18 protein-coding genes and 1 riboswitch are annotated in these 20539 nt (G+C 76.0%); of the genes, 4 read left to right on the top strand and 14 right to left on the bottom strand.

Translation table 11 applies throughout. The features are described from left to right. Window positions 1-2406: a CHAT domain-containing protein gene (locus AB6N23_RS07890; RefSeq protein WP_412865549.1), complete on the bottom strand. Its 2406-nt coding sequence runs from the start codon at window positions 2404-2406 to the stop codon at window positions 1-3. A 418-nt stretch (window positions 2407-2824) separates the two neighbouring features. Here AB6N23_RS07890 and AB6N23_RS07885 point away from each other — a divergent pair, with 418 nt between their 5' ends. Beyond that, a complete protein-coding gene (locus AB6N23_RS07885; RefSeq protein ID WP_412865548.1) occupies window positions 2825-3988 on the top strand; it encodes an SLC13 family permease in 1164 nt (387 codons plus the stop codon). 93 nt (window positions 3989-4081) lie between these two features. On the opposite strand, the gene AB6N23_RS07880 is transcribed toward AB6N23_RS07885, so the two are convergent. From AB6N23_RS07880 to bla, 8 genes are all read right to left on the bottom strand, one after another. Further along, on the bottom strand, window positions 4082-4726 hold the full coding sequence (locus AB6N23_RS07880) for a GNAT family N-acetyltransferase (RefSeq protein ID WP_412865547.1): 645 nt from the start codon (window positions 4724-4726) through the stop codon (window positions 4082-4084). Continuing rightward, window positions 4723-7131 carry a penicillin acylase family protein gene (locus AB6N23_RS07875; protein ID WP_412865546.1) on the bottom strand — a complete coding sequence of 803 codons (2409 nt, stop codon included), beginning with the start codon at window positions 7129-7131 and terminating at the stop codon, window positions 4723-4725. Before AB6N23_RS07875 ends, AB6N23_RS07880 begins: the two co-directional genes overlap by 4 nt. 1 nt (window position 7132) lies before the next feature. Further along, the gene (locus AB6N23_RS07870) at window positions 7133-8998 is read right to left on the bottom strand and encodes an IucA/IucC family protein (RefSeq protein WP_412865545.1); all 1866 of its coding nucleotides are present in this window, start codon (window positions 8996-8998) and stop codon (window positions 7133-7135) included. Next, window positions 8995-9624 carry a GNAT family N-acetyltransferase gene (locus tag AB6N23_RS07865; RefSeq protein WP_412865544.1) on the bottom strand — a complete coding sequence of 210 codons (630 nt, stop codon included), beginning with the start codon at window positions 9622-9624 and terminating at the stop codon, window positions 8995-8997. The genes AB6N23_RS07870 and AB6N23_RS07865 overlap by 4 nt, the downstream gene beginning before the upstream one ends. Beyond that, entirely contained in the window at window positions 9621-11009 is a 1389-nt protein-coding gene (locus AB6N23_RS07860; protein ID WP_412865560.1) for a lysine N(6)-hydroxylase/L-ornithine N(5)-oxygenase family protein, read from the bottom strand. Before AB6N23_RS07860 ends, AB6N23_RS07865 begins: the two co-directional genes overlap by 4 nt. Window positions 11010-11014: 5 nt before the next feature. Further along, window positions 11015-12469: a pyridoxal phosphate-dependent decarboxylase family protein gene (locus tag AB6N23_RS07855; RefSeq protein WP_412865543.1), complete on the bottom strand. Its 1455-nt coding sequence runs from the start codon at window positions 12467-12469 to the stop codon at window positions 11015-11017. Window positions 12470-12654: 185 nt separating this feature from the next. Further along, complete coding sequence (locus AB6N23_RS07850) at window positions 12655-13422, bottom strand: alpha/beta hydrolase (RefSeq protein WP_412865542.1); 768 nt, start codon at window positions 13420-13422, stop codon at window positions 12655-12657. 110 nt (window positions 13423-13532) lie between these two features. Beyond that, window positions 13533-14510 (bottom strand): class A beta-lactamase, encoded by a 978-nt coding sequence (gene bla / locus AB6N23_RS07845; RefSeq protein WP_412865541.1) that lies wholly within the window; start codon window positions 14508-14510, stop codon window positions 13533-13535. A 104-nt stretch (window positions 14511-14614) separates the two neighbouring features. Here bla and AB6N23_RS07840 point away from each other — a divergent pair, with 104 nt between their 5' ends. After that, entirely contained in the window at window positions 14615-14938 is a 324-nt protein-coding gene (locus tag AB6N23_RS07840) for a hypothetical protein (protein ID WP_412865540.1), read from the top strand. Here AB6N23_RS07840 and AB6N23_RS07835 read toward each other — a convergent pair. Continuing rightward, window positions 14895-15329: a VOC family protein gene (locus AB6N23_RS07835; protein WP_412865539.1), complete on the bottom strand. Its 435-nt coding sequence runs from the start codon at window positions 15327-15329 to the stop codon at window positions 14895-14897. The genes AB6N23_RS07840 and AB6N23_RS07835 overlap by 44 nt on opposite strands. Before the next feature lie 468 nt (window positions 15330-15797). Between AB6N23_RS07835 and AB6N23_RS07830 the strand changes: the two genes are divergently transcribed. Next, on the top strand, window positions 15798-16673 hold the full coding sequence (locus tag AB6N23_RS07830) for a metal-dependent hydrolase (RefSeq protein WP_412865538.1): 876 nt from the start codon (window positions 15798-15800) through the stop codon (window positions 16671-16673). A gap of 17 nt (window positions 16674-16690) precedes the next feature. Here AB6N23_RS07830 and AB6N23_RS07825 read toward each other — a convergent pair whose 3' ends face one another. Then, window positions 16691-17179 carry a MarR family winged helix-turn-helix transcriptional regulator gene (locus AB6N23_RS07825; protein WP_412865537.1) on the bottom strand — a complete coding sequence of 163 codons (489 nt, stop codon included), beginning with the start codon at window positions 17177-17179 and terminating at the stop codon, window positions 16691-16693. A 109-nt stretch (window positions 17180-17288) separates the two neighbouring features. Here AB6N23_RS07825 and AB6N23_RS07820 point away from each other — a divergent pair, with 109 nt between their 5' ends. Next, window positions 17289-19190 (top strand): ABC transporter ATP-binding protein, encoded by a 1902-nt coding sequence (locus tag AB6N23_RS07820; RefSeq protein ID WP_412865536.1) that lies wholly within the window; start codon window positions 17289-17291, stop codon window positions 19188-19190. A 171-nt stretch (window positions 19191-19361) separates the two neighbouring features. Here the strand turns inward: AB6N23_RS07820 and AB6N23_RS07815 are convergent, their stop codons facing one another. The 3 genes from AB6N23_RS07815 to AB6N23_RS07805 form a co-directional block, all read right to left on the bottom strand. Further along, a complete protein-coding gene (locus tag AB6N23_RS07815) occupies window positions 19362-19676 on the bottom strand; it encodes a DMT family transporter (protein ID WP_412865535.1) in 315 nt (104 codons plus the stop codon). Between the two features lie 11 nt (window positions 19677-19687). Continuing rightward, window positions 19688-19758: riboswitch (guanidine-III (ykkC-III) riboswitch) on the bottom strand. 93 nt (window positions 19759-19851) lie between these two features. Next, window positions 19852-20352 (bottom strand): ribose-5-phosphate isomerase, encoded by a 501-nt coding sequence (locus AB6N23_RS07810; protein WP_412865534.1) that lies wholly within the window; start codon window positions 20350-20352, stop codon window positions 19852-19854. Then, window positions 20349-20539, bottom strand: a 191-nt coding sequence (locus tag AB6N23_RS07805) for a DAK2 domain-containing protein (RefSeq protein WP_412865533.1), incomplete at its 5' end; no start/stop codon positions are given. The genes AB6N23_RS07805 and AB6N23_RS07810, both read right to left, overlap by 4 nt.

Raw genomic sequence — 20539 nt, 5'->3', positions numbered from 1 at the left:
CTACCTGCAGCCGTAGGCGGTGATTCCCGCCCACGACCAGATCGCGGCCGGGTCGGCCGCGAACAGTTCGAGTTGCACGTGCCGAGTGGCGTGCAGGGGGGTCGCCCCCGCGCGGCGTTGCCGGTGCCACTCGACCATGAAGCGGCGTGTCACGTCGTCCTTCGCCTGCGGGATGCTCGCCAGCAGCGACCGCGCGCCCGCCTCCAGGAAGGAGGCCGTCAGCCCGAGCGCGTCGTCGCCGGCGAGCTCGAGGCCGCGTGACGCCTGGGGGCGCCAGCCGGTGCTGCAGGCGCTCAGCACCACCTCCGGGTAGGCGCAGCGCAGCTGCATGACCTCGGCCGCGTCGAGCCTGGAGCCGGTGAGGACGAGCCCGGACGACAGGGGGTCGTCGGCGTCGAGGTCGCCGTGGGACACGACGTGCAGGACCGACCCGGCGACGTCGGGCTCTTGCAGGAGCGCGACGAGGGCCCCCTGGTCGGCGGCCGCCCGGGTGACCGGAGGGGCGACCAGGTCGCCGTCGTACAGGCCGGCGACGTCCTCGATCTCTGCGCCGGCCTGCGGCAGGTCCTGGTAGGTGTGCAGGTCGGCGTAGTCGGGGTCACCCAGCAGCGCGACCGATCGTGGGCGCCCGAGGTCGCCGTCAAGGAGCGTCAGCGCCGACAGGTTCGGCAGCACCCCGACCGCAGTGTGCTCGAAGAGACGCCGCTCGCCCAGGTGCAGAGCGGCCCACGGCAGCAGGTGCAGGATCCCGTGAGGTACGACGACCAGTGTCTCCGCCGCGACTGCGGCCGCGGCGACGGCGTCGGGCACCAGGTCCGTCAGTGTCACGCCGAGCTCGCCGGAGAGGTCGGAGAGGAACCAGTCGGGCGACGACTTCCGCAGGTTGGCGGCGTACTCCAGGAGTGCGGCGTCGGTCTCCTCGGTGCACGTCAGCTCACCCATCACCGTGCGGTCGGGGCCGATCGCCACCGAGACGATGCGCCGGCCGCGGCGGTGCAGGACGAGGACGCTGCGGCCCGCATGGGACTGCACCCCCACGCGTGCCGGCACGGTGACTGCGCGCCAGCGCGGGTCCTGGACGCGGATCTCTTCGAGCAGCTCGGTCCGTGTCCGCAGCAGCTGCTGGCGCCGGGTGAGGTCCGCGGCCGCTGCCGACCCGTTGTCGAGCTTGAACGACAGGGCGTCGAGCTCGACGCAGACCGCGTCGAACCGTGCCTCCAGGCCGTTCCCGATGTCCCCGGGCAGACGTGGGTTGCCGAGCACGGCCGCCAGTGCCCGCGCCTTGACCAGCTCCATGAAGTGGACGGCGCGGACGGCGTCGTGCTGCCCGACCGCCTCGTCGATGGCCTGCTCGAACATGGGAAGCTTGTCCTGGAGGAACTTGGTGTCGAGGACGTAGCCGAGCGGGGCCAGCCGCAGGGTGTCCGCCGCGTCGGCAGCCGCCTCGTAAGCGTCGAGCGACTCCTGGGCACGGCCGAGCGCGCTGAGCGCCCGGGCCCGGCGCCACTGCAGCTTCCAGGCCAGGTCGAGGTCGGGGTACCGCTCCTGGTCGGCCAGGCCGTCGTCGGCGCGCGCGAGCGCCTCCGCGGGTCGGTCCTGAGCGAGCAGCAGGTCGGCCTGCAGCTGGCGCACCGCGGCACGGCGTGGGCGCAGCAGGCCCCTCTTCTCGAAGGCCGGCGCGATCGTGGAGAGGAGTCGGTCGGCCTCCTCGAGCTCGCCCTGGGCGAGGGCGATGGCGGCGACGTGGAAGTCGATGCCAGGCCCGACGAGGAGCTCGACGAAGGACCGCGACTCGTCGAAGAGCCGCCGAGCCTCGTCGTAGTTGCCCAGGCGGCGGTTGACGCGCGCCCGGCCCTGGAGGATCTCGACGTGGACCCGCCGCAGCGCCAGCGCCTCCATGCCTCCCATGCCGCCGGTGCCGTGCTTGCCCCGGACGATGTTCAGCACTTCCTTGCCGAAGGCGAGGGCGATCCTGGCCCCGGACGGCGGTCCGTCACCGAGGTCCTCGGCGACAAGCGACTCGGCGGTGTCGAGGACGGCGAGCGAGCGGTCGTAGTCGCACAGCCATTCCAGGACGTTGCCCTGCTGGATCAGCGTCTGCGCCGCCTGCACGCGATCGCCCGACGACTCGAACGCCTGGTGCGCCGCGCTCAGCCCCGCCAGCGCCTCGTGGAACCGGCCGGCAGCGGCGTGCTCCATCGCCCGGGTACGCGCCACCGACGCCGTGGCGAACAGGTCGAGGTGCCGTTCGGTGAGCCGGTCTGCTTCCTCGCGCAGGGCCTCGGCCCGCTCCCGCTCGCCTGCGGCGTCGGAGTGGTCGGCGTAGCGCGAGAGCTGCTGGACCAGCGGCTCGGCGTAGTCCTGGACCGTGAACGTCCCCGGCCAGCGCTCCTCGAACGAGATCACGCCGGCTAGCAGTGCACGCGCATTGCCCAGGTAGCTCTCGAACGCCTCGTCCCGGACCTCGAGCCCTCGCCCGAGAAGGGATGGGAGACCAGCGTAGGTCTGGCGTTGCAGTGCGTAGAGCCGCGCCACAGACGCCGACCGGTCCGTCGTCTCACCCATCCGCTCACCTCTCCCGAGTTACGGGGGCATCGCCATCGGAGTGGGTGGCGCGAAGGCTCCGTGCCTCAGCGAGATGAGCATTCTCGTGCACGAGCCGCCCAGACCTGCTTGACAGTACGGACCGAGAGGGACGGGTTCTGATACGCGGTACGGCGATCCAGAGCCTCGTTGCGCGGTCGAGGGCCGTGGTTCGAGTGCGGGGTGCTCGAGGACGCGGTCGAGCCCGCCGCGCATGACGTAGCGTCCGCGTGTGCGAGGCGTGCGACGGGTCCCCTGGTGGATCGTCGCCACCGTCGTGGCAGCCGCGCTCGTCGTGACCGGGCTGCTGCCCGCACCGGCTGCGCGCGACCTCGCCGAGCGCACCGGACCGGTGCTGCTGTTCCTGCTCGCCCTGACCGTGGTGGCCGAGCTGTGCGCGGGCGCCGGCCTGTTCGAGGCGGCCGCCGGCGTGACGTCGCGGCTGGCGCGCGGGCGACGCTGGGCGCTGTGGCTGCTCGTCGTGGCCCTCGCGACCGTCTCGACCGCGGTGCTCTCCCTCGACACGACGGCCGTGCTGCTCACGCCCGTCGTCGTGGCGCTCGCGCGGCGCACCGGCTCGGACCCGCTGCGGTTCGCGCTCGTGGTGGTCGCGCTCGCCAACACGGCGTCGCTGGTGCTGCCCGTCTCCAACCTGACGAACCTGCTCGCCGACCGGGCGCTGCGCGCGACCGGCGCGGACTACCTGACGCTCATGGCCGCGCCCGCGGTCACGGCGGTCGTCGTCACCGTCGTGCTGCTCGGGGTGCGCGACCGGGTCGCGCTGCGTGGCCGGTACGTCGCGGCGCCGGCCCCTCCCGCACCCGACGGGCCGCTGCTCGTCGTCGCCGCCGTGGTGACGGCGCTCATGGCGGGCGCGTTCGTGCTGGGCGTCGAGCCGGCGCCGGCCGCCGGCGTGGCGGCGGTCGTGCTCGCGGTCGCGACCGTGCTGCGTCGCCGGCCGTGGCCCGCACCCCTGCCCGACCTGGTGCCATGGCGCACGCTGCTGGTGGTCGCGGGGCTGTTCGTGGTCGTCGAGACGCTGCGGGTGCACGGCGGTGCGGAGCTCGCGGCCGGCGCGGCCGGGGACGGGAACGGGTTCGGCGAGCTGCTGCGCCTGGCCGGCACGGCCGCCCTCGCGTCGAACGCCGTCAACAACCTGCCCGCGTACCTGGCGCTCGAGCCCGCCGCGGCCGGCGACCCGCTGCGGCTGGCGGCCCTGCTCATCGGCACGGGCGCGGGCGCGGTCCTCACGCCGTGGGGCTCGCTCGCGACCGTGCTGTGGTGGCAGCGGTGCCGGGCCTTGTTCCTGCACGTGAGCGCCGGCGTGATCGTGCGCCAGGGCCTGCTGCTGGCGGCCCCGGTGGTGGTGGCGTCGACGGCCGCCCTGCTCGTGACGACCGCCTGACCCTCACGCGAGCGCGGTCCATGCGGCACGAGCGCGGTAGGAGCAACACCCGCACTCGTGACGCATCTACCGCAGTCGACCGTGGGGCGGGGGTCAGGGCGGGGGGACCTGGAGGAACGTGAGGCGGGCGCGCTTGGTCGGCAGGTCGACCTCCGGGCCCAGGACGGCGCCGAGCAGCTCCGCGCGGCGGAGCATCGCGGTGTTGCGTGCGTCCGGCTCGCCGACGATCCGCGTGGCGCCCGTGGCCCCCACCGCCACGCGCACGAGCGCGAGCAGCAGCCGCTGCGAGAAGCCCGCACCCTGCCCGGGCGGGCGGTGGCCCACCAGCACGTGCACGCCCAGGTCGCCCGGGAGCACGTCGTAGACCTCGCCGACCGGGTCGAGCGCCGGCTCGTAGACCTGCGCGAGCGCGACCGGGACGCCGTCCACGCGGGCGAGCAGCGCGTGGTGGTGGTCGAGCCCGTCGACGAACGCGTACGTCTCCCGCAGCTCGTCCGCGGACAGGTGCCCCAGCCCCCAGAACTCGGTGCCCCGCGCGGTGCACCACGCGTGCAGGGTCGGCAGGTCCGCGTCGAGGTCAAGGACCGACGTCGTCACGACGCCCAGCCCGTCGACCGTGCGCTCGTCGACGACGGTGCCGCCGGCCAGCCCGGCCCACGCCGTCGTCAGCCCGCGCGTCGCCCCGGGCGCCGCGCCGACGGTCCCCACCGCGCCGACCGGCTCGCGCCCGGCGCTCACGCGCCCACCCCCGCGGGCAGCGGCTCGGGCGTCAGGCGGTCCCACGCGGTGACCACCTCGACCGTGGCGGCCGCCGCCCACGGCGCGTGCTGGTCGGCGAAGTGCGGGCTGCGGGGGTCGCCGCTCGTGCCGAAGGGCACGCCCCACCGGCTGCGGCCGCGGTCGCCCAGGTCCCACACCCAGCGCGCGACGGACCCGCGGTACGCGCGGTCGGTGACGCCGGGGACGGTGCCCGTGCAGCGCAGCGTGTCCTGGTCGCCGCCGAGCGGCAGGGCGGGCACGGCCGGCACGCTCGCGCCGGGCACCTCGGCGAGCACGTGCGCGGGCAGCACGGTGTGCCGCGCGCCCCACGTGTCGCCGTCGACGGCCCGCGCCGCGACCTCCTCCAGCGCCGCGCGCACGTGCGCCGGCCCGTCGATGCCGAGGTCGGCCCGGTCGAGCAGAGCGGCGAGCGCCTGACCGACCCGCCCGCGCACGCCGAACCACGCGTCGAACGCGGGCCCGGCGCCGTGCGGTGCACCGAGCGCGGCGATCGCGGGCTCCTCGACGAGCCGCGCGGTGAGCGCGCCGCGCAGGTCGGCCAGCAGGGCGGCCTCGGGCGACTCCGCGTCCATGTGCAGGTCCCACGCGAGCAGGCGGTCGCGCACGGCGGCGGCCGCCGGCGTGAGGCCGTCGACGCCGGCGACGTGCCGGAGCAGGCGTCCCGCACCGGCCCAGTGGGTGTCCCCGTGGATCTCGACCATGTCGCCCGGGCCGAGCGGTCGGTCGGCGCGCTCGGCGAGCAGCGCGCGCAGCCGGGCGGCGCGGTCGGGCGCGTAGACGCTGCCGTGGTCGCGCTCGGGCGTCGACGGCCACTCGTTCGCGTCGGCCACCGCGTCGGTGACGACGCGCGGCTCGCCGAGCGTGCGCCACGCCCGCGGCGCGTGCGCCGGGTCCCACGCGCGCAGGGGCAGCAGGCGGTCGTCGGGGTGGCGGTCGGCGACCCGACCCGCGTCGAACGACAGCACGGTGCCGTCCGCGTCGGCGGCGACGACCCGGTTGACCGGGTCGACCCAGCCCGCGAGCGCGGCGGCGACGTCGTGCGCGGTGCGCGCGCGCAGCAGCGGGCGCAGGCACGCAAAGCCGAGGTCGGCGTCGACGCGCGGCTGCATCCGCACGGACCGCGCCTCCTCCGCCCCGACGCGCGGCAGGGCACCGGTGGCGACGTCGTCCTGGTCGGTGCCGTCACCCGTCGCGGCGCCGGAGGACGCGAGCACGCCGTCGGCGAGCGCGTCCTCGGGTGCCGCGTCACCGGCCGTGGCCTCGCCGCCGCGCTCGGGGGCGAGCTCGGACCCGCGCTCGCCGCCGCGCTCGCCGGGCCCGGGACCGCCCGCGGCGACCCCGGCACCGGCCGGCGCGGAGCCGGGTCCGTCGGCGTCGAGCCCGTCGGCGCCGTCGACGGTCATCCCCCGCACGACGACGGGACCCCGCGCCGTCTCCAGCACGTCGACCGTCAGCGGCTCGCCGCCCCGCACGCGCACGTGCGCGGCGGTCCGCTCGACGGGCTCCCAGCCGTCGGGCCCGAGGGCCTCCCAGGCACCGGCCTCGGCCCGGCGCAGGCGCTCGCGGAACACCTCCGCGGCGTGCGCGACCGCGTTCGTGATGCCCCACGCCGCGGTGCCCGCGTGGCCGAAGTGCGGCAGGCCCGGCACGCCGGGGAACGCGAGCCCGAGCACGTCGTACTCGGGGCACGCGAGGCGGATCTGCTGGTAGACGCCGGGCAGCTCGAGGACGCGGTGCGGGTCGCCCGCGAGCAGCGGTGCCCCCGACGCCGTGCGCGACCCGTGCAGCGCCCACGCGTTGGACCCGCTGGTGGGCCCGTCGGACGCGGGGTCGAACAGCCGCACGAGGTCGAGCGGGTCGACCGCGGCGAGCCCGGGGTGCCCGGACTCCCGCGCCGCCCGCACGACGTGGTCGTGCCACAGCACGCGCGGGAACGTCGAGAACAGCGCGTGGTCGACGAGGAAGACCCCGAGCGGCGCCCACGCGGGCCACGGGTCGTCCGGCGTCGCGCCGCCGAGGACGCGGTCGAGCTCCTCGACCTCGGCGGGCCGCCCGGCCGACGCCAGCCCGGCGTTCACGCCGGCCGTGTACGCGTCGACCCACGCGCGGTCGTCGTCGCCGAGCGCGGCGTAGGCGCGCTGCGCGGTGTCCGGCAGGCGCAGGCGGTGCGCGACGACGTCCCAGGCGACGCCCGCCTCGCCGACGTGCTCGGCGAGGCGCCCCTCGGCGCGCCACCGGTCCGTCTGCACCTGCCACGTGCGGTCGCGCGCGGTCACCCAGCCCTGGCCGTACGCCAGGGCGCGCTCGTCGGACGCGCGCACGTGCGGCACGCCGAGCGCGTCGCGGAAGACCTCGAACCCCACGTCAGGCAGTCTCGTCGACGGGCGCGCCGGCGACCGCTCCCCGCGCCACCGGGTTCGCCAGCGTCCCGGCATAGATGAGCGACGACGACTGGTCGGCCAGGTCGACCATCTGCAGCGTGTTGCGCAGCTGCAGCCGGTTGAGGCACGAGTGCGCGAACCGCGGCGCGCGCAGGTCGACGCCCGACGGCAGGTCGGGGTGGTCGGCGAGGTGCCCGTCGATCGTCTCGGCGACGACGCCCCAGAACGTGCCCTCGGTGAGCACGCCGTCGGTGACGAGCACCGCGGCGAGGTGCCGCAGCACGCCGTCGAGCACGTCGGTGAAGATCGCCAGGGCCTTCTCGTCGTCGTCGACGACGGCGCGGATGCGCTCGACCTCGGGCGGCAGCGGGCGGTCGGAGAGGACCGCGACCTCCTCGCCGATGTCCTTGAGGAACGCCCCGACCGGCACGTGGTCCTGCCAGACCAGGATGACGTTCTCGCCGTGCGGCATGAACGCGAGGTCGTGCGCGCGCAGGCAGTGCACGAGCGGGCGCAGGTAGACGCGCAGGTAGGCGCGCAGCCAGTCGGCGGGGTCGAGCCCGGACGCCCGCACCGCCGCCGTGGCGAACGCGTCGCCGGCGGCGTCGCGGTGCAGGAGCGCCGCCATCGTCGTCGCGCGCTGCCCCGGCGCGAGCAGGGTGTGCGGCTGCTCGCGCCACAGCGCGGCGAGCATCTTGCGGTGCGCGTTGGGCCGCGGCGTGCGGTGGTAGACGTCGCCCGTGTAGCCGATCGACGCGCGCTCCCGCAGCACGCGCACCCCGCCCGCGGCGAGCTCCGGGTCGGTGTCGACGAGGTCGGCGACCCAGTCGTTGATGGCCGGCGTGGCGCGCATGTACGCCGGGCTGAGGCCGCGCAGGAAGCCCATGTTCTGGATCGCGACGGCGGTCTTCACGTAGTGCCGGTCGGGCCGGCTCGCGTTGAGGAACGTCCGCACCGACTGCTGCGCGCGGTACTCGTCGTCGGACTCGCCCAGCAGGACGAGGTCGCGGCGGGCGACGTCCGGCGCGAACGTCACCGCGACGCGGTGCTCCCACTGCCACGGGTGCACGGGCAGGTACCGGTAGTCGGCGGGGTCGAGGCCGAGGTCGCGCAGCCGGGCCTCGAACCGGGCGCGCGTCGCCGCGTCGAGCTCGTGCCGGTACAGCGCGTCCTCGGTCAGCCCGGCGCCCGTGGCGACGTGGCTGACGGCTCGGCGCGCCGCGAGCCACACGAGCCGGACGGGCCGGCCCGCCTCAGGGCTGTAGGCGTCGTGCTCCGCGACCCCGTAGCCGATCCGCCCGTTGTTCGCGACGAACGACGGGTGGCCCTCGGTCATCGCCTGCTCGACCGTCGCCAGGTCGGCGTGCAGCAGCTCGTCGGACGTCGGCGCCGGGTGGGCCCGTCGGTACGCGGCCGACGCCAGCGTCGACGACAGCTCCTCGAGGTACAGCGCCAGCAGGTCGTCCGGGATCCGGAGCAGGGGCTGCAGCTCCAGCACGAGGTCGAGGACGTCGAGCGGGGCGTCGGCGCCGTCGAGCGAGCGCGTCAGCGACGCGCGGTCGACCGCCCAGTGCTCGAGCGCGAGCCGGCGGGCGCGGAACCGGTAGACGGCCCGGCCGCCGCCGGGGGCGTCGAGCGCCACGACGTACGCGCGGTCCTCCCCCGGCCCCGCGGGCGCCGACCGGTCGAGCGACGGCGCCAGCAGCCGCTCGTGCGCGAACTCCGCGAGCGCCTTGGCGACGAGGTGCCGCTGCGCCGCCGCGAGGTGCTCGGGCGTGAGGTGGTCGGCGGGGTGCGGCGGACGCGCCGGGCCGCCGACGGCGGCGGGCGGCAGGTCGGTGAGCGTCATCGGGGATCCTCGTGGGTGGCGGTGGCGCCGAGCCGGCTCGCGGCGAAGTCGTCGCGCGTGCACACGGACAGCGCCGCGCGCTTGCCGGGCAGGTCGACCTCGCGCACGACGCGGAAGCCCGCGGCGGCGTTCTTGGCGGCGATGGCGGTGTTGCGCACGTCCGGCTCGACGACGACGCGCTGGGCGCGCAGCGTGCCGAAGCAGAAGCGCATCGTCGCGGCCATGACCGCGTCGGTGAGGCCGTGCAGGCGCGGGCCCTCGGGCGGGGCGACGAGCAGGTGCATGCCGACGTCACCCGTGCGGGCGCGGTACACGCCCTTGAGCAGCACGCGCGACGGGTCGTACGTCTCGACCATGAACGCCGGGCGGCCGGCGACGCGGCCGATCCACGCGTGCTCGTCCGTCGAGCCCGCGAGGCGCCGCTCGTACGCGAGCACCTCGTCGAGGCCGAGGTCCGTCATCTGCCAGAACGCCGACGCGGGGTGCGTCAGCCAGTGGTGCAGCACGAGGGCGTCGCGCTCGGGGACGACGCGGTCGAGCCGGACGGGGCCGATGCGCCGCCACGCCTCGTCGCGGACCGTCGCGGCCGACAGCGGCTCGGTGGCCTGCGAGCGCCAGCCCGTCACCGGGCCGCCTCGCCGGCCGGCGCGACGGGCCGGACCGTCCCCGCGGGCGCCGGGTGCGTCCCCGTCGGCACGCCGAACTCCTGGAACGCGATCCGCTGCTCGCGCGGGTAGACCTCGCGCCCGCACACGGCCGCGAGGATCGCGGACGAGCGCCACGCGCCGAAGCCGAGGTCCGGCGCGGTGAGCCCGTGCGTGTGCTCCTCGCCGTTCTGCACGAACACCCGGCCGCGCCCGCCGTCGACCGAGTAGTCGCGCGCGACGTCGAGCCGCCCGCGCTCGTCCCACGCGAGCCGGTGCGCGATGCCGAGGACGACGTCCGGCACCTGCGCCGCGTACCCGGTCGCCAGCACGAGCGCCTCGGTGGTGCGCTCGTGCTGGACGCCGAGCTGCGCGTGCCGCAGCCGCAGCGTGTACCGCTCGCCGTCCCACGCCGCGCCGAGCACCTCGGTGTCCGTGAGGAGCGTCGTCGGCACGGGGCCGGTGGCGCTGCGCCGGTACAGCGCGTCGTAGATGTCGTCGACGAGGTCCGCGCTGATGCCCTTGTACAGGCCGCGCTGCTCGCGCGTCAGGCGGTCGCGGACGTCGGTGGGCAGGGCGTGGAAGTGGTCGGTGTACTCGGGCGACGTCATCTCGAGCGTCAGCTTCGTGTACTCCATCGGGAAGAACCGGGGCGAGCGCGTCACCCAGTCCAGCCGCTGCCCGCCCGGTCCCGTCGTCTCCAGCAGGTCGCGGTAGATCTCCGCCGCCGACTGGCCCGACCCGACCACCGTCACGGACGCCGCGGCGCGCAGCCGGTCGCGGTGCGGCAGGTAGTCGGACGAGTGCACGACCGGCCCGTCCAGCCCGCGCAGCGCCGCCGGGACGACCGGCTGCGTGCCGACGCCCAGCACGACGTGCCGCGTCCGGTGCGACTCGGTGCCGCCGTCGGCGCGGCGCGCGTGCACGACGTAGAGGTCGTCGTCGTGCGGGTCGACCTCGACCGCCGTCACCGTGCGCCCCCACCGCAGCGACGGCAGCTGCCCCGCCACCCAGCGGCAGTACGCGTCGTACTCGGCGCGCAGCGGGTAGAAGCTCTCGCGGATGTAGAACGCGTACAGCCGGCCCGTCGCCTTGAGCCACGCGAGGAACGAGTACGGGCTGGTCGGGTCGGCCATCGTCACCAGGTCGGCGAGGAACGGGACCTGGATGGTGGCGTCCTCGAGCATCATCCCCGGGTGCCAGCGGAACTCGTCGGCGCGGTCGAGGAAGACCGTGTCCAGGTCGAGCGGGGCCGCGAGCGCGGCGAGGCCGAGGTTGAACGGGCCGATGCCGACGCCGACGACGTCGCGCACGGGGGCGTCGGGGGCGACGCGGGGCGTGCCGTCCGTCGGGCTCGCCGCATCCACCCCGCTCACCGCGCCACCGCCGCGTCGGCGGCGACCAGGTCGTCGCCCTCGACGAGCGCGGCCGCGGCCTGCCGGACCAGCTCGAGCACGCGGCGCACGTCCGCGACCGTCGTGTCGGGGTTGAGCAGCGTCAGCTTGAGGCACGGGCGGCCGTCGACGGTCGTTCGGGCGACGAGCGCGCGGCCCGAGTCGAACAGCACGCGCCGCACCTGCGCGACGAGGGCGTCGGCGCGTGCGTCGTCGAGCCCGTCCGGCTGGTAGCGGAACATGACCGTCGAGAGGTCGGTCGGCGAGAGCAGGCGCAGGTCCGGGTCGGCGTCGACGACCCGGTGCACGGCCGCGGCGAGGTCGATGGTCGCGTCGACCATGTCGCCGATGCCGTCGGCGCCGAGCGCGCGCAGCGTCGCCCAGAGCTTGAGGGCGTCGAACCGGCGCGTGGTCTGCAGCGAGACGTCGACCTGGTTCGGCTCCTCCTCGCCCGCGGGGTTGAGGTAGTCGGCGTGGTGCGCGACGAGCCGCAGGTCGACGGCGTGCCGCACGACCAGCGCGGACGACGACACCGGCTGGAAGAACGCCTTGTGGAAGTCGACCGTGACCGAGCGGGCGCGCTCGATGCCGTCGAGCAGGTGGCGGCGCGTGCGGCTGACGAGGAGACCGCACCCGTAGGCGGCGTCGACGTGCAGCCACACGTCGGCGGCGTCGCACGCGTCGGCGATCGCGGCGAGCGGGTCGACGCAGCCGCGGTCGGTCGTGCCGGCGGTCGCGACGACGGCCATCGCGAGGCGGCCGTCCTGCTCGACGTGGCGCAGGGCGATCGCGAGGGCGTCCGGACGCATGCGGCCCTGCTCGTCGACGGGGACCAGCCGGACCGCGTCCGGGGCGAGGCCGAGCAGGCGCGCGGACTTCTGCACCGAGAAGTGGCTGGAGGCCGTCGCGAGGACGACGAGCTCGCGGATGCCGACGCCGGGCGCGGTGGCCAGCGCGTGCTCGCGCGCCAGCAAAAGCGCCTGGAGGTTCGACTGCGTGCCGCCCGAGGTGAAGATGCCGCCCCCGGCGAGGAAGCCGATGCGGCCCGCGGTCCACGCGACGAGGCGGCGCTCCATGAGCGTGCCGACCGTCGACTGGTCGTAGGTGTCGACGCTCGCGTTCACCGCCGCGATGACGGCCTCCGCGGCGACCGCCGGGACCGCGACCGGGCAGTTGAGGTGCGCGGTGTACGCGGGGTCGTGGAACCACACGGCGTGCTGCGCGAACAGCTCGTCGACCTCGCGCATCGCGGCGGCCGTGCCGCGGCCGGGCGCGTCGAGGTCGACCGCGTCGACGAGCGCCTGCAGGTGCTCGCGGCTCGCGCCGGAGAAGGGCTGGGTGGTGGTGCGGAACCGGGACGCGACCCGGTCGACGGTGCCGCGCATCGCGTCGACGTAGGCGTCGGCGGTGGCGGCGGACAGCAGCTCGGGCACGCGTGGAACTCCCCTGCGGCGGGCACGTCCCGCTGCCGGGACGCACGTAGTGAGGTCTGCCTCAGTAAGGCGGGCCTAACATACGCGAAGCGGGCGGGACGTCAAGGTCCGTCCACGCCGTACCCGCGTCCAGGCGCCCGGGACGGCCGCCCCGGCGGTGGCGCGCGTCCGGGCGACGGCGCAGGTCAGCGCGTGCGCACCGGCAGCCAGTCGAGGACGTCGCGGACGTGCTCGTCCCAGTACGCCCAGTCGTGGTCGCCCGGGTGGACGTGCGCGTCGACCGGTACGCCGCGGGCCGTCGCGTGCTCGACGAACACGTGCTGCGCCTCGAGCAGGAAGTCCTGCGAGCCGCACGTCGCGTACAGCGCCGGCAGGGCCGCGGGGTCCGCGCGGTCGAGCAGCGTGAGCAGGTCGTCGTCGGTGCCCGCCGGGTCGGCGCCCGCCCACACGTGCGGCACCCGGACGTGCAGCTCCGCCGCGCGCGGACCGCCCACGACCAGCGCCCCCGACAGGCTGGCCGCCGCCGCGAACCGCTCCGGCTGCCGCAGCGCCCACTTGAACGCCCCGTACCCGCCCATCGACAGGCCCGCGACGAACGTGTCCTCGCGCCGGTCCGAGACCCGGAACAGGTGCTGCACCACCCGCGGCAGCTCCTCCGACAGGTACGTCCAGTACCGGCCGCCGTGCGCCTCGTCGGTGTAGAACGACCGCGCCACCCGGGGCATCACGACCGCGATCCCCCGCTCCGCGACGTACCGCTCGATCGACGTGCGGCGCAGCCAGATCGTCTCGTCGTCGGACAGGCCGTGCAGCAGGTACAGCACGGGCGGCGGGCCGCTCAGCTGCGAGCCGCCCATGCCGATCTGGCCGCGCGCCGCCTCCGGCATGAGGACCGTCACGCTCGTGCTCAGCTCGAGAGCCTCGGAGAAGAAGTGGCAGGTCAGCAGCGCCATCGCGGCATCCTTCCGGGTGGGTGTCCGGTGCCGACGCTAGCGGGGCGGCCCTACGTCGGCGCGGGCGGACGTCGGCGCGGGCGGACGTCGGCGCGGTGCGACCTCCCGCGTCAGCCGGTCCGCGCCGCGACGAGCGCGTCGAGCACCACCCGTGCGGCCTCCGCGAGCGGGGCGTCCGTGCGCTCCGCGTCCGGCGACGGCTGGTCGGACAGCAGCGCGAGGACGACCGGCGCGCCGTCGGGCGTCCCCACGGGGCCCGGCCAGACGACCGCGACGTCGTTGCGGGTCGCGTACGCGCCGGCGCCCGTCTTGTCGCCGACCGTCCAGCCGGGTCGCGCGGCGGCGCGGACCAGCGCGTCGCCGGTGGTGTTGCGGACCAGCCAGTCGATGAGGACGTCGCGCTCGGGCGCACCCAGGGCGTCGCCGACGACGAGCGCGCGGTACGTCCCCGCGAGCGCGCGCGGCGTGCTGGTGTCCCGGTCGTCACCGGGGACGAACGCGTTGAGCTCCGGCTCCCACCGGTCGCTGCGCGTGACGTCGTCGCCGAGGCCCTGCAGCCAGGCAGTGAGCCCCTCCGGCCCGCCGGCGCCGCGCAGCAGCAGGTTGCCGGCGGTGTTGTCGCTGAAGCGGACGGCCGCGTCGCCGAGCTCGCGCCACGTCATCGTCCCGCCCACCCGCTCCCCTGCGACCGGCGAGAAGTCGACGAGGTCGTCGGCGGCGACGGGCACCGCCTCGTCCAGGCTGGCCACCCCGCGGGCGGCCAGCACGGCCGCCGCCGCGAGCGGCTTGACCGTGGAGCAGAACGCGAACCGCTCGTCCGCCCGGTGACCGGTGGTCGCGCCCGTCGTCGTGTCGACGGCGTGCACGCCGAGCCGCACGCCGTGCCGCGCCTCGATATCCGCGAGCGCGGCCGTGAGGTCGAGGCGAGGCGCGGTGGGCGCGGCGGACGTCGTCGGCGTGGACGTCGTGCCGGTCGTGGACGCCGGCGGGGTCGCGTCGTCACGCGGGCGGCTGCACGCGGCGGCCAGCAGCGCGAGCGCCCCCGCCTGGAGGACGGCGCGCCGGCTCGGTCGGCGATCGATGGTCATGGATCTCCCGTCGGACGAGTGGTCGACGCAGGGCGTCCATCGTGACGTCCCGCGAGCACGGACGGCGGTGTCGTCGCGCGGCGCGCGGGGTGAAGACTCCCGGCGTGGGTCTCGGGTGGATGTGCGCGTTCTGCGGTGACGGGGTCGAGCGCGGCGGCCTCGACCCGTGCGCCGTCGTGGTCATCAGCCGGTCCGCCGCACCGCGGGCTCGGCAGCGCGAGCAGCAGCTCGCGGCGCACGCCGCGTGCCTCGCCCGCGTCCTGCACCCGGACGTGCGGGACGTCGTCGAGGTGCTCGACCCGGGCAGCGAGCTGTACCGGGGGCCCAACGGCGCGCCCGGGGCCGGATCGGCCGTGCCGCGCGGCGCCGCCCGGCCGGTGCCCGTCAGACGAACAGGCAGAACGGGTGGCCGTCCGGGTCGAGCATGACGCGGACGTCGTCCTGGGGCTGCACGTCGGCCTCGCGGGCACCGCACTCCAAGGCCCAGGCGACGGCGGGCTCGAGGTCGTCGACCTGCACGTCGAGGTGCTGCGTGGACCGCTGCTCGCCCGGTGCGGCCGGCCACACCGGCGGCGTCCACTCGCGCTCGTGCTCCAGGTTGATGGTCATGCCGGGCTCCCCCGCGGGCGGCTTCACCTGCGCCCACGTGATGCCCGTCGGGTCGCCGGGGGCGGCGTCCTCCTCGAGGGTGACGCGCCCGCCCAGCAGCCGCGCGTAGAAGTGCGCCTGCTCGTGAGGGCGCGCCGTGCTGATGGTGATCGACGTGGCACGCAGCCGCGGCGGACGGCCGGCGGGTGCGGACGGGACGGCGTCGCTCATCCCCCGATGCTGGCACCGCCCGCACGGCCGCTCCACCGCTGTCACACCCCCGCCTGGGCGGTGGACGACGGGACGGCGCGGCGGCGAACCGGCGGTCGCGCAGCACTCCGGCACCCGGACGCTGCACGATCGCCGGTCCGACGATGCCTCGTCCCGTGAGTGGGCAGCGGCGCCGGCGGAGCGGGCACGGTGTCGGCCCGTCGGCCGTGCACGGCGCGGCCGCGACACGCCCGGACCGGACACACCGGACGTTTGACCGGCCGTCGCCCGGACGGCTGAGGTGGGCGACGTCCCACGCCCCTGACCTGCACCGGAGGTCCCCGTGCGCCCCGACGCCCGCCACGCCCGGCCGCGCGCCGGCGCGCGTCCACGGCGAACGCGGTCTCGCGTCCGCGTCGGCGGCCGCGAGCGCACGCCGTACCCCGTTCGCGGCGGACGCCCGGACGAGCGCGGCGTGGGGGTCGCCTCGTGAAGGGTGCGCACCACGCCCTGTGCGGCGCCGCCGCCTGGGTCGCCGTCGCGTCCACCGCCCCGTACACGCTCGGCTGGTACCCCGTCTCGCCGCTCGGGGTGGTCGCGGGCACGCTCGTGTGCGCGGGCGCGGCGCTCGCCCCCGACGCCGACCACCACGACGCGACGATCGCGCACTCGCTGCCGCCGGTGTCCGAGTGGGTGTGCGACGTCGTCGGCCGCCTCGCCGGCGGGCACCGCAACGGGACGCACTCGGTCCTGGGCGTCGCGGTGCTCACGGCGATCGCGTGGGGCGCCGGGCAGGTCACGACGACGACGGAGCGGCTCGGCGACCTCGCCGTCGGCGCGGGGGTCCTGTCCCTGCTGCTCGTGGCGTTCGCAGCGCGCGCGCTCGGCCTCGCGCGGCGGCGCCTGCACGCCTGGACCCTCGCGCTGGCGCTCGCCACGTTCGTCACCGTCGCCGCGCCGACGGGGTGGGACTGGCTGCCCGTGGCCGTCGGCCTGGGCGCGGCCGTGCACGTCGCGGGCGACATGCTGACCGGCAGCGGCGTCCCCCTGCTGTGGCCGTGGGAGCCGCGACCGCCGCGCTGGTGGCGCCGCACCCCGCTGCTCAACGACGTCTGGACCGCCGGCGGCAACCTCGCGCTCCCGGTGCTGGGCACCACGGGCTCGTGGCGCGAGCGGCTGCTGGTCGCGCCGCTGACGGCCTACGCGGCGTACGGCGTGGGCGCGGCGGTGGCCGTCGGGTCGCTGACGGCGCTCGGGTACGACGCCGACCGGGTGCTGGCGCGCGCGTGGGAGGCCGCGAGCGCGCTGGTCGGCACGGCGACGGTCGTCGGCACGGTCGTCCTGCGCACCCCGCTGCCCGGCTGAGCCGGCGCGTCGCGTCGTCAGCCGCGGACGACCCGGCGCAGCAGCCCCAGCAGCTGCTGCTGCTCGTCGGGGTCCAGCACGTCGAGCCGCGCCCGCGCGCCCTCCTGCCGCCGGTCCGACAGCCGCGCGAGCTGCTCGCGCCCCGCCTCGGTGAGCTCCACGAGGGTCGCGCGCCGGTCCGCGGGGTCGGGGACGCGCCGCACCCAGCCGTCCTCCTCCGCCTGGTCGACCTTCGACGTGACGGACCGGGGCGCGACGTCGAGGACGTCGGCGAGCTCGCCGAGCCGGCGCGGCCGGTCGCAGCGGTCGAGGGTGCGCAGCAGGCGCAGCTGGCCGGGCGTCATCTCGTGGCCGAGCAGCTCGGACGCCTCGCGGCGGACGCTGCGCAGCACGTCGTGCAGGAGCTCGAGGAACTCCTCGGAGGGGCTCGTCGGTCCGCCCGTGCGCACGCCGGCGGCGGCGTCGCCGGGGGCCGGCCGGGCGTCGTCGTGCGGGGCGTCGTCCACGGGACGAGGCTAGTCGGGAATGAAACCGAAGTGAATCGCGCTCATGGTGAGGTAACCTCACTAATCGCGGCGGCCCACCGGTCCCGCACCTCCGGACCCAGGAGGCCCCATGACTCCCCCCTCGATGCCCGGCGGAGGCGGCAACCCCGCCGTCCGCGGCTTCACGCGCGACCAGTCGGTCAAGGCCCAGCGCCTGCAGCGCGGCTCGCTGCGCCGCATCCTCGCGTTCGCGCGCCCCTACCGCCCCCAGCTCGCGGTCTTCCTCGTGCTCATCGCACTCGGCGCCGGCGCCGGCGCGCTCACCCCGTGGCTGCTCCAGCGGCTCATCGACGACGGCATCACCCGCGGCGACACCGGCGTCGTCGTCGGGATCGCCGGCGCGGTGGCCGGCCTCGCGGTCGTCTCCGCCGTCCTCGGCGTGGCCGAGCGGTGGGTGTCCGCGCGCATCGGCGAAGGCCTCATCCACGACCTGCGCACCGCGGTGTTCGACCACGTGCAGCGGATGCCGCTCGCGTTCTTCTCCCGCGCCCGCACCGGCGCGCTCGTGCAGCGCCTCAACGGTGACGTGCTCGGCGCCCAGCAGGCGTTCACGTCCACGCTCTCCAACGTCGTGAGCAACTCCCTCACGGTCGCCTTCGTGCTGGCCGCGATGCTGTCGATGTCGTGGCAGCTCACCCTGCTGTCGCTCGTCCTGCTGCCCGTCTTCGTGCTGCCCGCCCGCTGGTTCGGGCGCAGGATCGCCGCGATCACGCGCGAGTCCTACGAGCTCGACGCCGAGGCGTCCCAGACCATGACCGAGCGCTTCAACGTCGCCGGCGCGCACCTGGTCAAGGTCTTCGGCGACCCGGCGCGCGAGTCCGCCGCGTACGCGGAGCAGACGGCGCGCGTGCGGGACATCGGCGTCAAGCGCGCGCTGTACTCGACGTGGTTCCGCATCGGCCTGACGACCGTCGCGTCCGTCGCGACCGCGATCGTCTACGGCCTCGGCGGCCTGCTCGCCATCCGCGACGAGCTGACCGTCGGCGTGGTCGTCGCCCTCGCCGCCTACCTCGGCCGGCTGTACGGCCCGCTGACCGCCATGTCGAACGTCCAGGTCGACGTCATGACCGCGCTCGTCTCGTTCGAGCGCGTCCTCGAGGTGCTCGACCTCGAGCCGACCGTGGCGGAGAAGCCCGGCGCGTCGGACCTGCGCACGGCCGTCGCCGCGCGCGGCGCGAGCGTCGAGCTCGACCACGTCGGCTTCCGCTACCCGTCGGCCGGCGAGGTGTCGCTCGCGTCCCTGGAGTCGGTCGCCACCCTCAGCCACGACCCGGTCGCCGACACGCTGCACGACGTCACGTTCTCCGTGCCCGCGGGCGCGATGGTCGCGCTCGTCGGCCCGTCCGGCGCCGGCAAGACGACGATCTCGCAGCTCGTCACGCGCATGTACGACCCCACGCGCGGCGCCGTCCGGGTCGCCGGGCAGGACCTGCGCGACGTCACCGCGGACTCGCTGCGCGCGACCGTCGGCGTCGTCAGCCAGGAGGCGCACCTCTTCCACGACACGATCGCGGGCAACCTGCGCTTCGCCCGCCCGGACGCCACCGACGCCGACATCGAGCGGGCCCTGCGCGCCGCGCACGTGTGGGACCTCGTCGCGTCCCTGCCCGACGGCATCGAGACCGTCGTCGGCGACCGCGGCTACCGCCTGTCCGGCGGCGAGCGCCAGCGCCTCGCGATCGCGCGGCTGCTGCTCAAGGCGCCCGACGTCGTCGTCCTCGACGAGGCGACCGCGCACCTCGACTCCGAGTCGGAGGCCGCCGTCCAGGCCGCCCTCGACGAGGCGCTCACCGGGCGCACGTCGTTGGTGATCGCGCACCGCCTGTCGACCGTCCGGCAGGCCGACCTCATCGTCGTCGTCGAGGCCGGGCGTGTCGTCGAGCAGGGCACCCACGCGGACCTGCTCGCCCGCGGCGGCCTCTACGCGGACCTCTACCGCACGCAGTTCGCCGACCAGCCCACACCCGCCTGACCACCCCACCCCCCACACCCACACCCACACCCACACCCCACCTCCGGACGCCGAACGGAATACCGGTGCGCGTCCGGCCGACGAGAACGCCACCGGCATTCCGTTCGGCGGGGTAGGAGCGGTGAGGGTGGGAGCGGTGCGGGGTGGGTGGGTGGCGGTGGGTCGGTGGCGTCAGTGCGTGAGCTTGAGGCCGACGACGCAGCCGACGATGCCGAGGATGAGCAGCACCTTCACCAGGGACGCCGGCTCGGCGCCCGTGACCATCGCGTAGAGCACGGTCAGGGACGCGCCGATGCCGACCCACACGGCGTAGGCGGTGCCGGTCGGCAGCTCGCGCATCGCGTACGCGAGGCCGCCCATCGACAGCAGGAGCGCGACGGCGAACAGCACCGTCGGGCCGACCTTCGAGAACCCCTCGGAACGACCGAGGGCGGTCGCCCAGACGGCCTCCAGGACACCCGACAGGACGAGCACGAGCCAGGACACGGTGGACCTCCGCGGCTGCCGTCTTGTCGCTCTCCGGGTACGGCGCCCCTCGTCCGGGGGGCCGCTCACGTCGCGGCGCGACCCTCGCGGTGCGCACCGGGCGCGGCCCCACGACCATGGTCGCACGGGGCCGCGGCCGGGGCGCCCCCGGCCTCGGACGCGCGGCGCGGCAGCGTCAGCAGCCGTCCGCGGGCGTCGGGACCTCCTCCGGGACGTCGCCTGGCCGCTCGTAGCCGCGGATGACGTCGACCTTGGCCGCCGACGCGGACGACGTGTCGAACTCGTGGTCCAGCCACTCGCGGACCAGCACCTTCGCGAGCTCGAGCCCGATGACGCGCTGCCCCAGGCACAGCACCTGCGCGTCGTTCGACAGCACGGAGCGCTGCACGGAGAACGTGTCGTGCGCCGTCACGGCGCGCACCCCCGGCACCTTGTTCGCCGCGATCGCCATGCCGAGGCCCGTCCCGCACACGAGCAGCGCCCGGTCGGCGGCGCCCTCGGCGACGCGCCGCGCCGCCGCGACGGCGACGTGCGGGTACGCCGTGTCCTCGCCGGCGTGCACGCCCACGTCCTCGACGACCTCGACCCGCGGGTCGGCCCGCAGCAGGTCGGCGAGCGCGTCCTTGTACGCGAGCCCCGCGTCGTCGGCCCCGACGACGATCCTTGTCACGCTCATCGCGTCCCCTCCTCGTCGGTCCGGCTGGCGTCCTGCGCTCCCGCGGCACCGGGCACCACGCCGGCCTCGCCTGCCCCGGCACCCCGCACCGACGCGAGCAGCGCCGCCAGCGACACGGCGCCCGGGTCGGGCGTCCCCACGCTGCGCTCGGCGAGCGGTCGTGCGCGCCCGACCCGCGGCCGCAGGT

This window comes from Cellulomonas pasadenensis (assembly GCF_047229365.1).
Classification (GTDB): domain Bacteria; phylum Actinomycetota; class Actinomycetes; order Actinomycetales; family Cellulomonadaceae; genus Cellulomonas.
The sequence above is the reverse complement of the archived record's forward strand: the minus strand, read 5'-3'. Positions and strand labels throughout refer to the sequence as shown.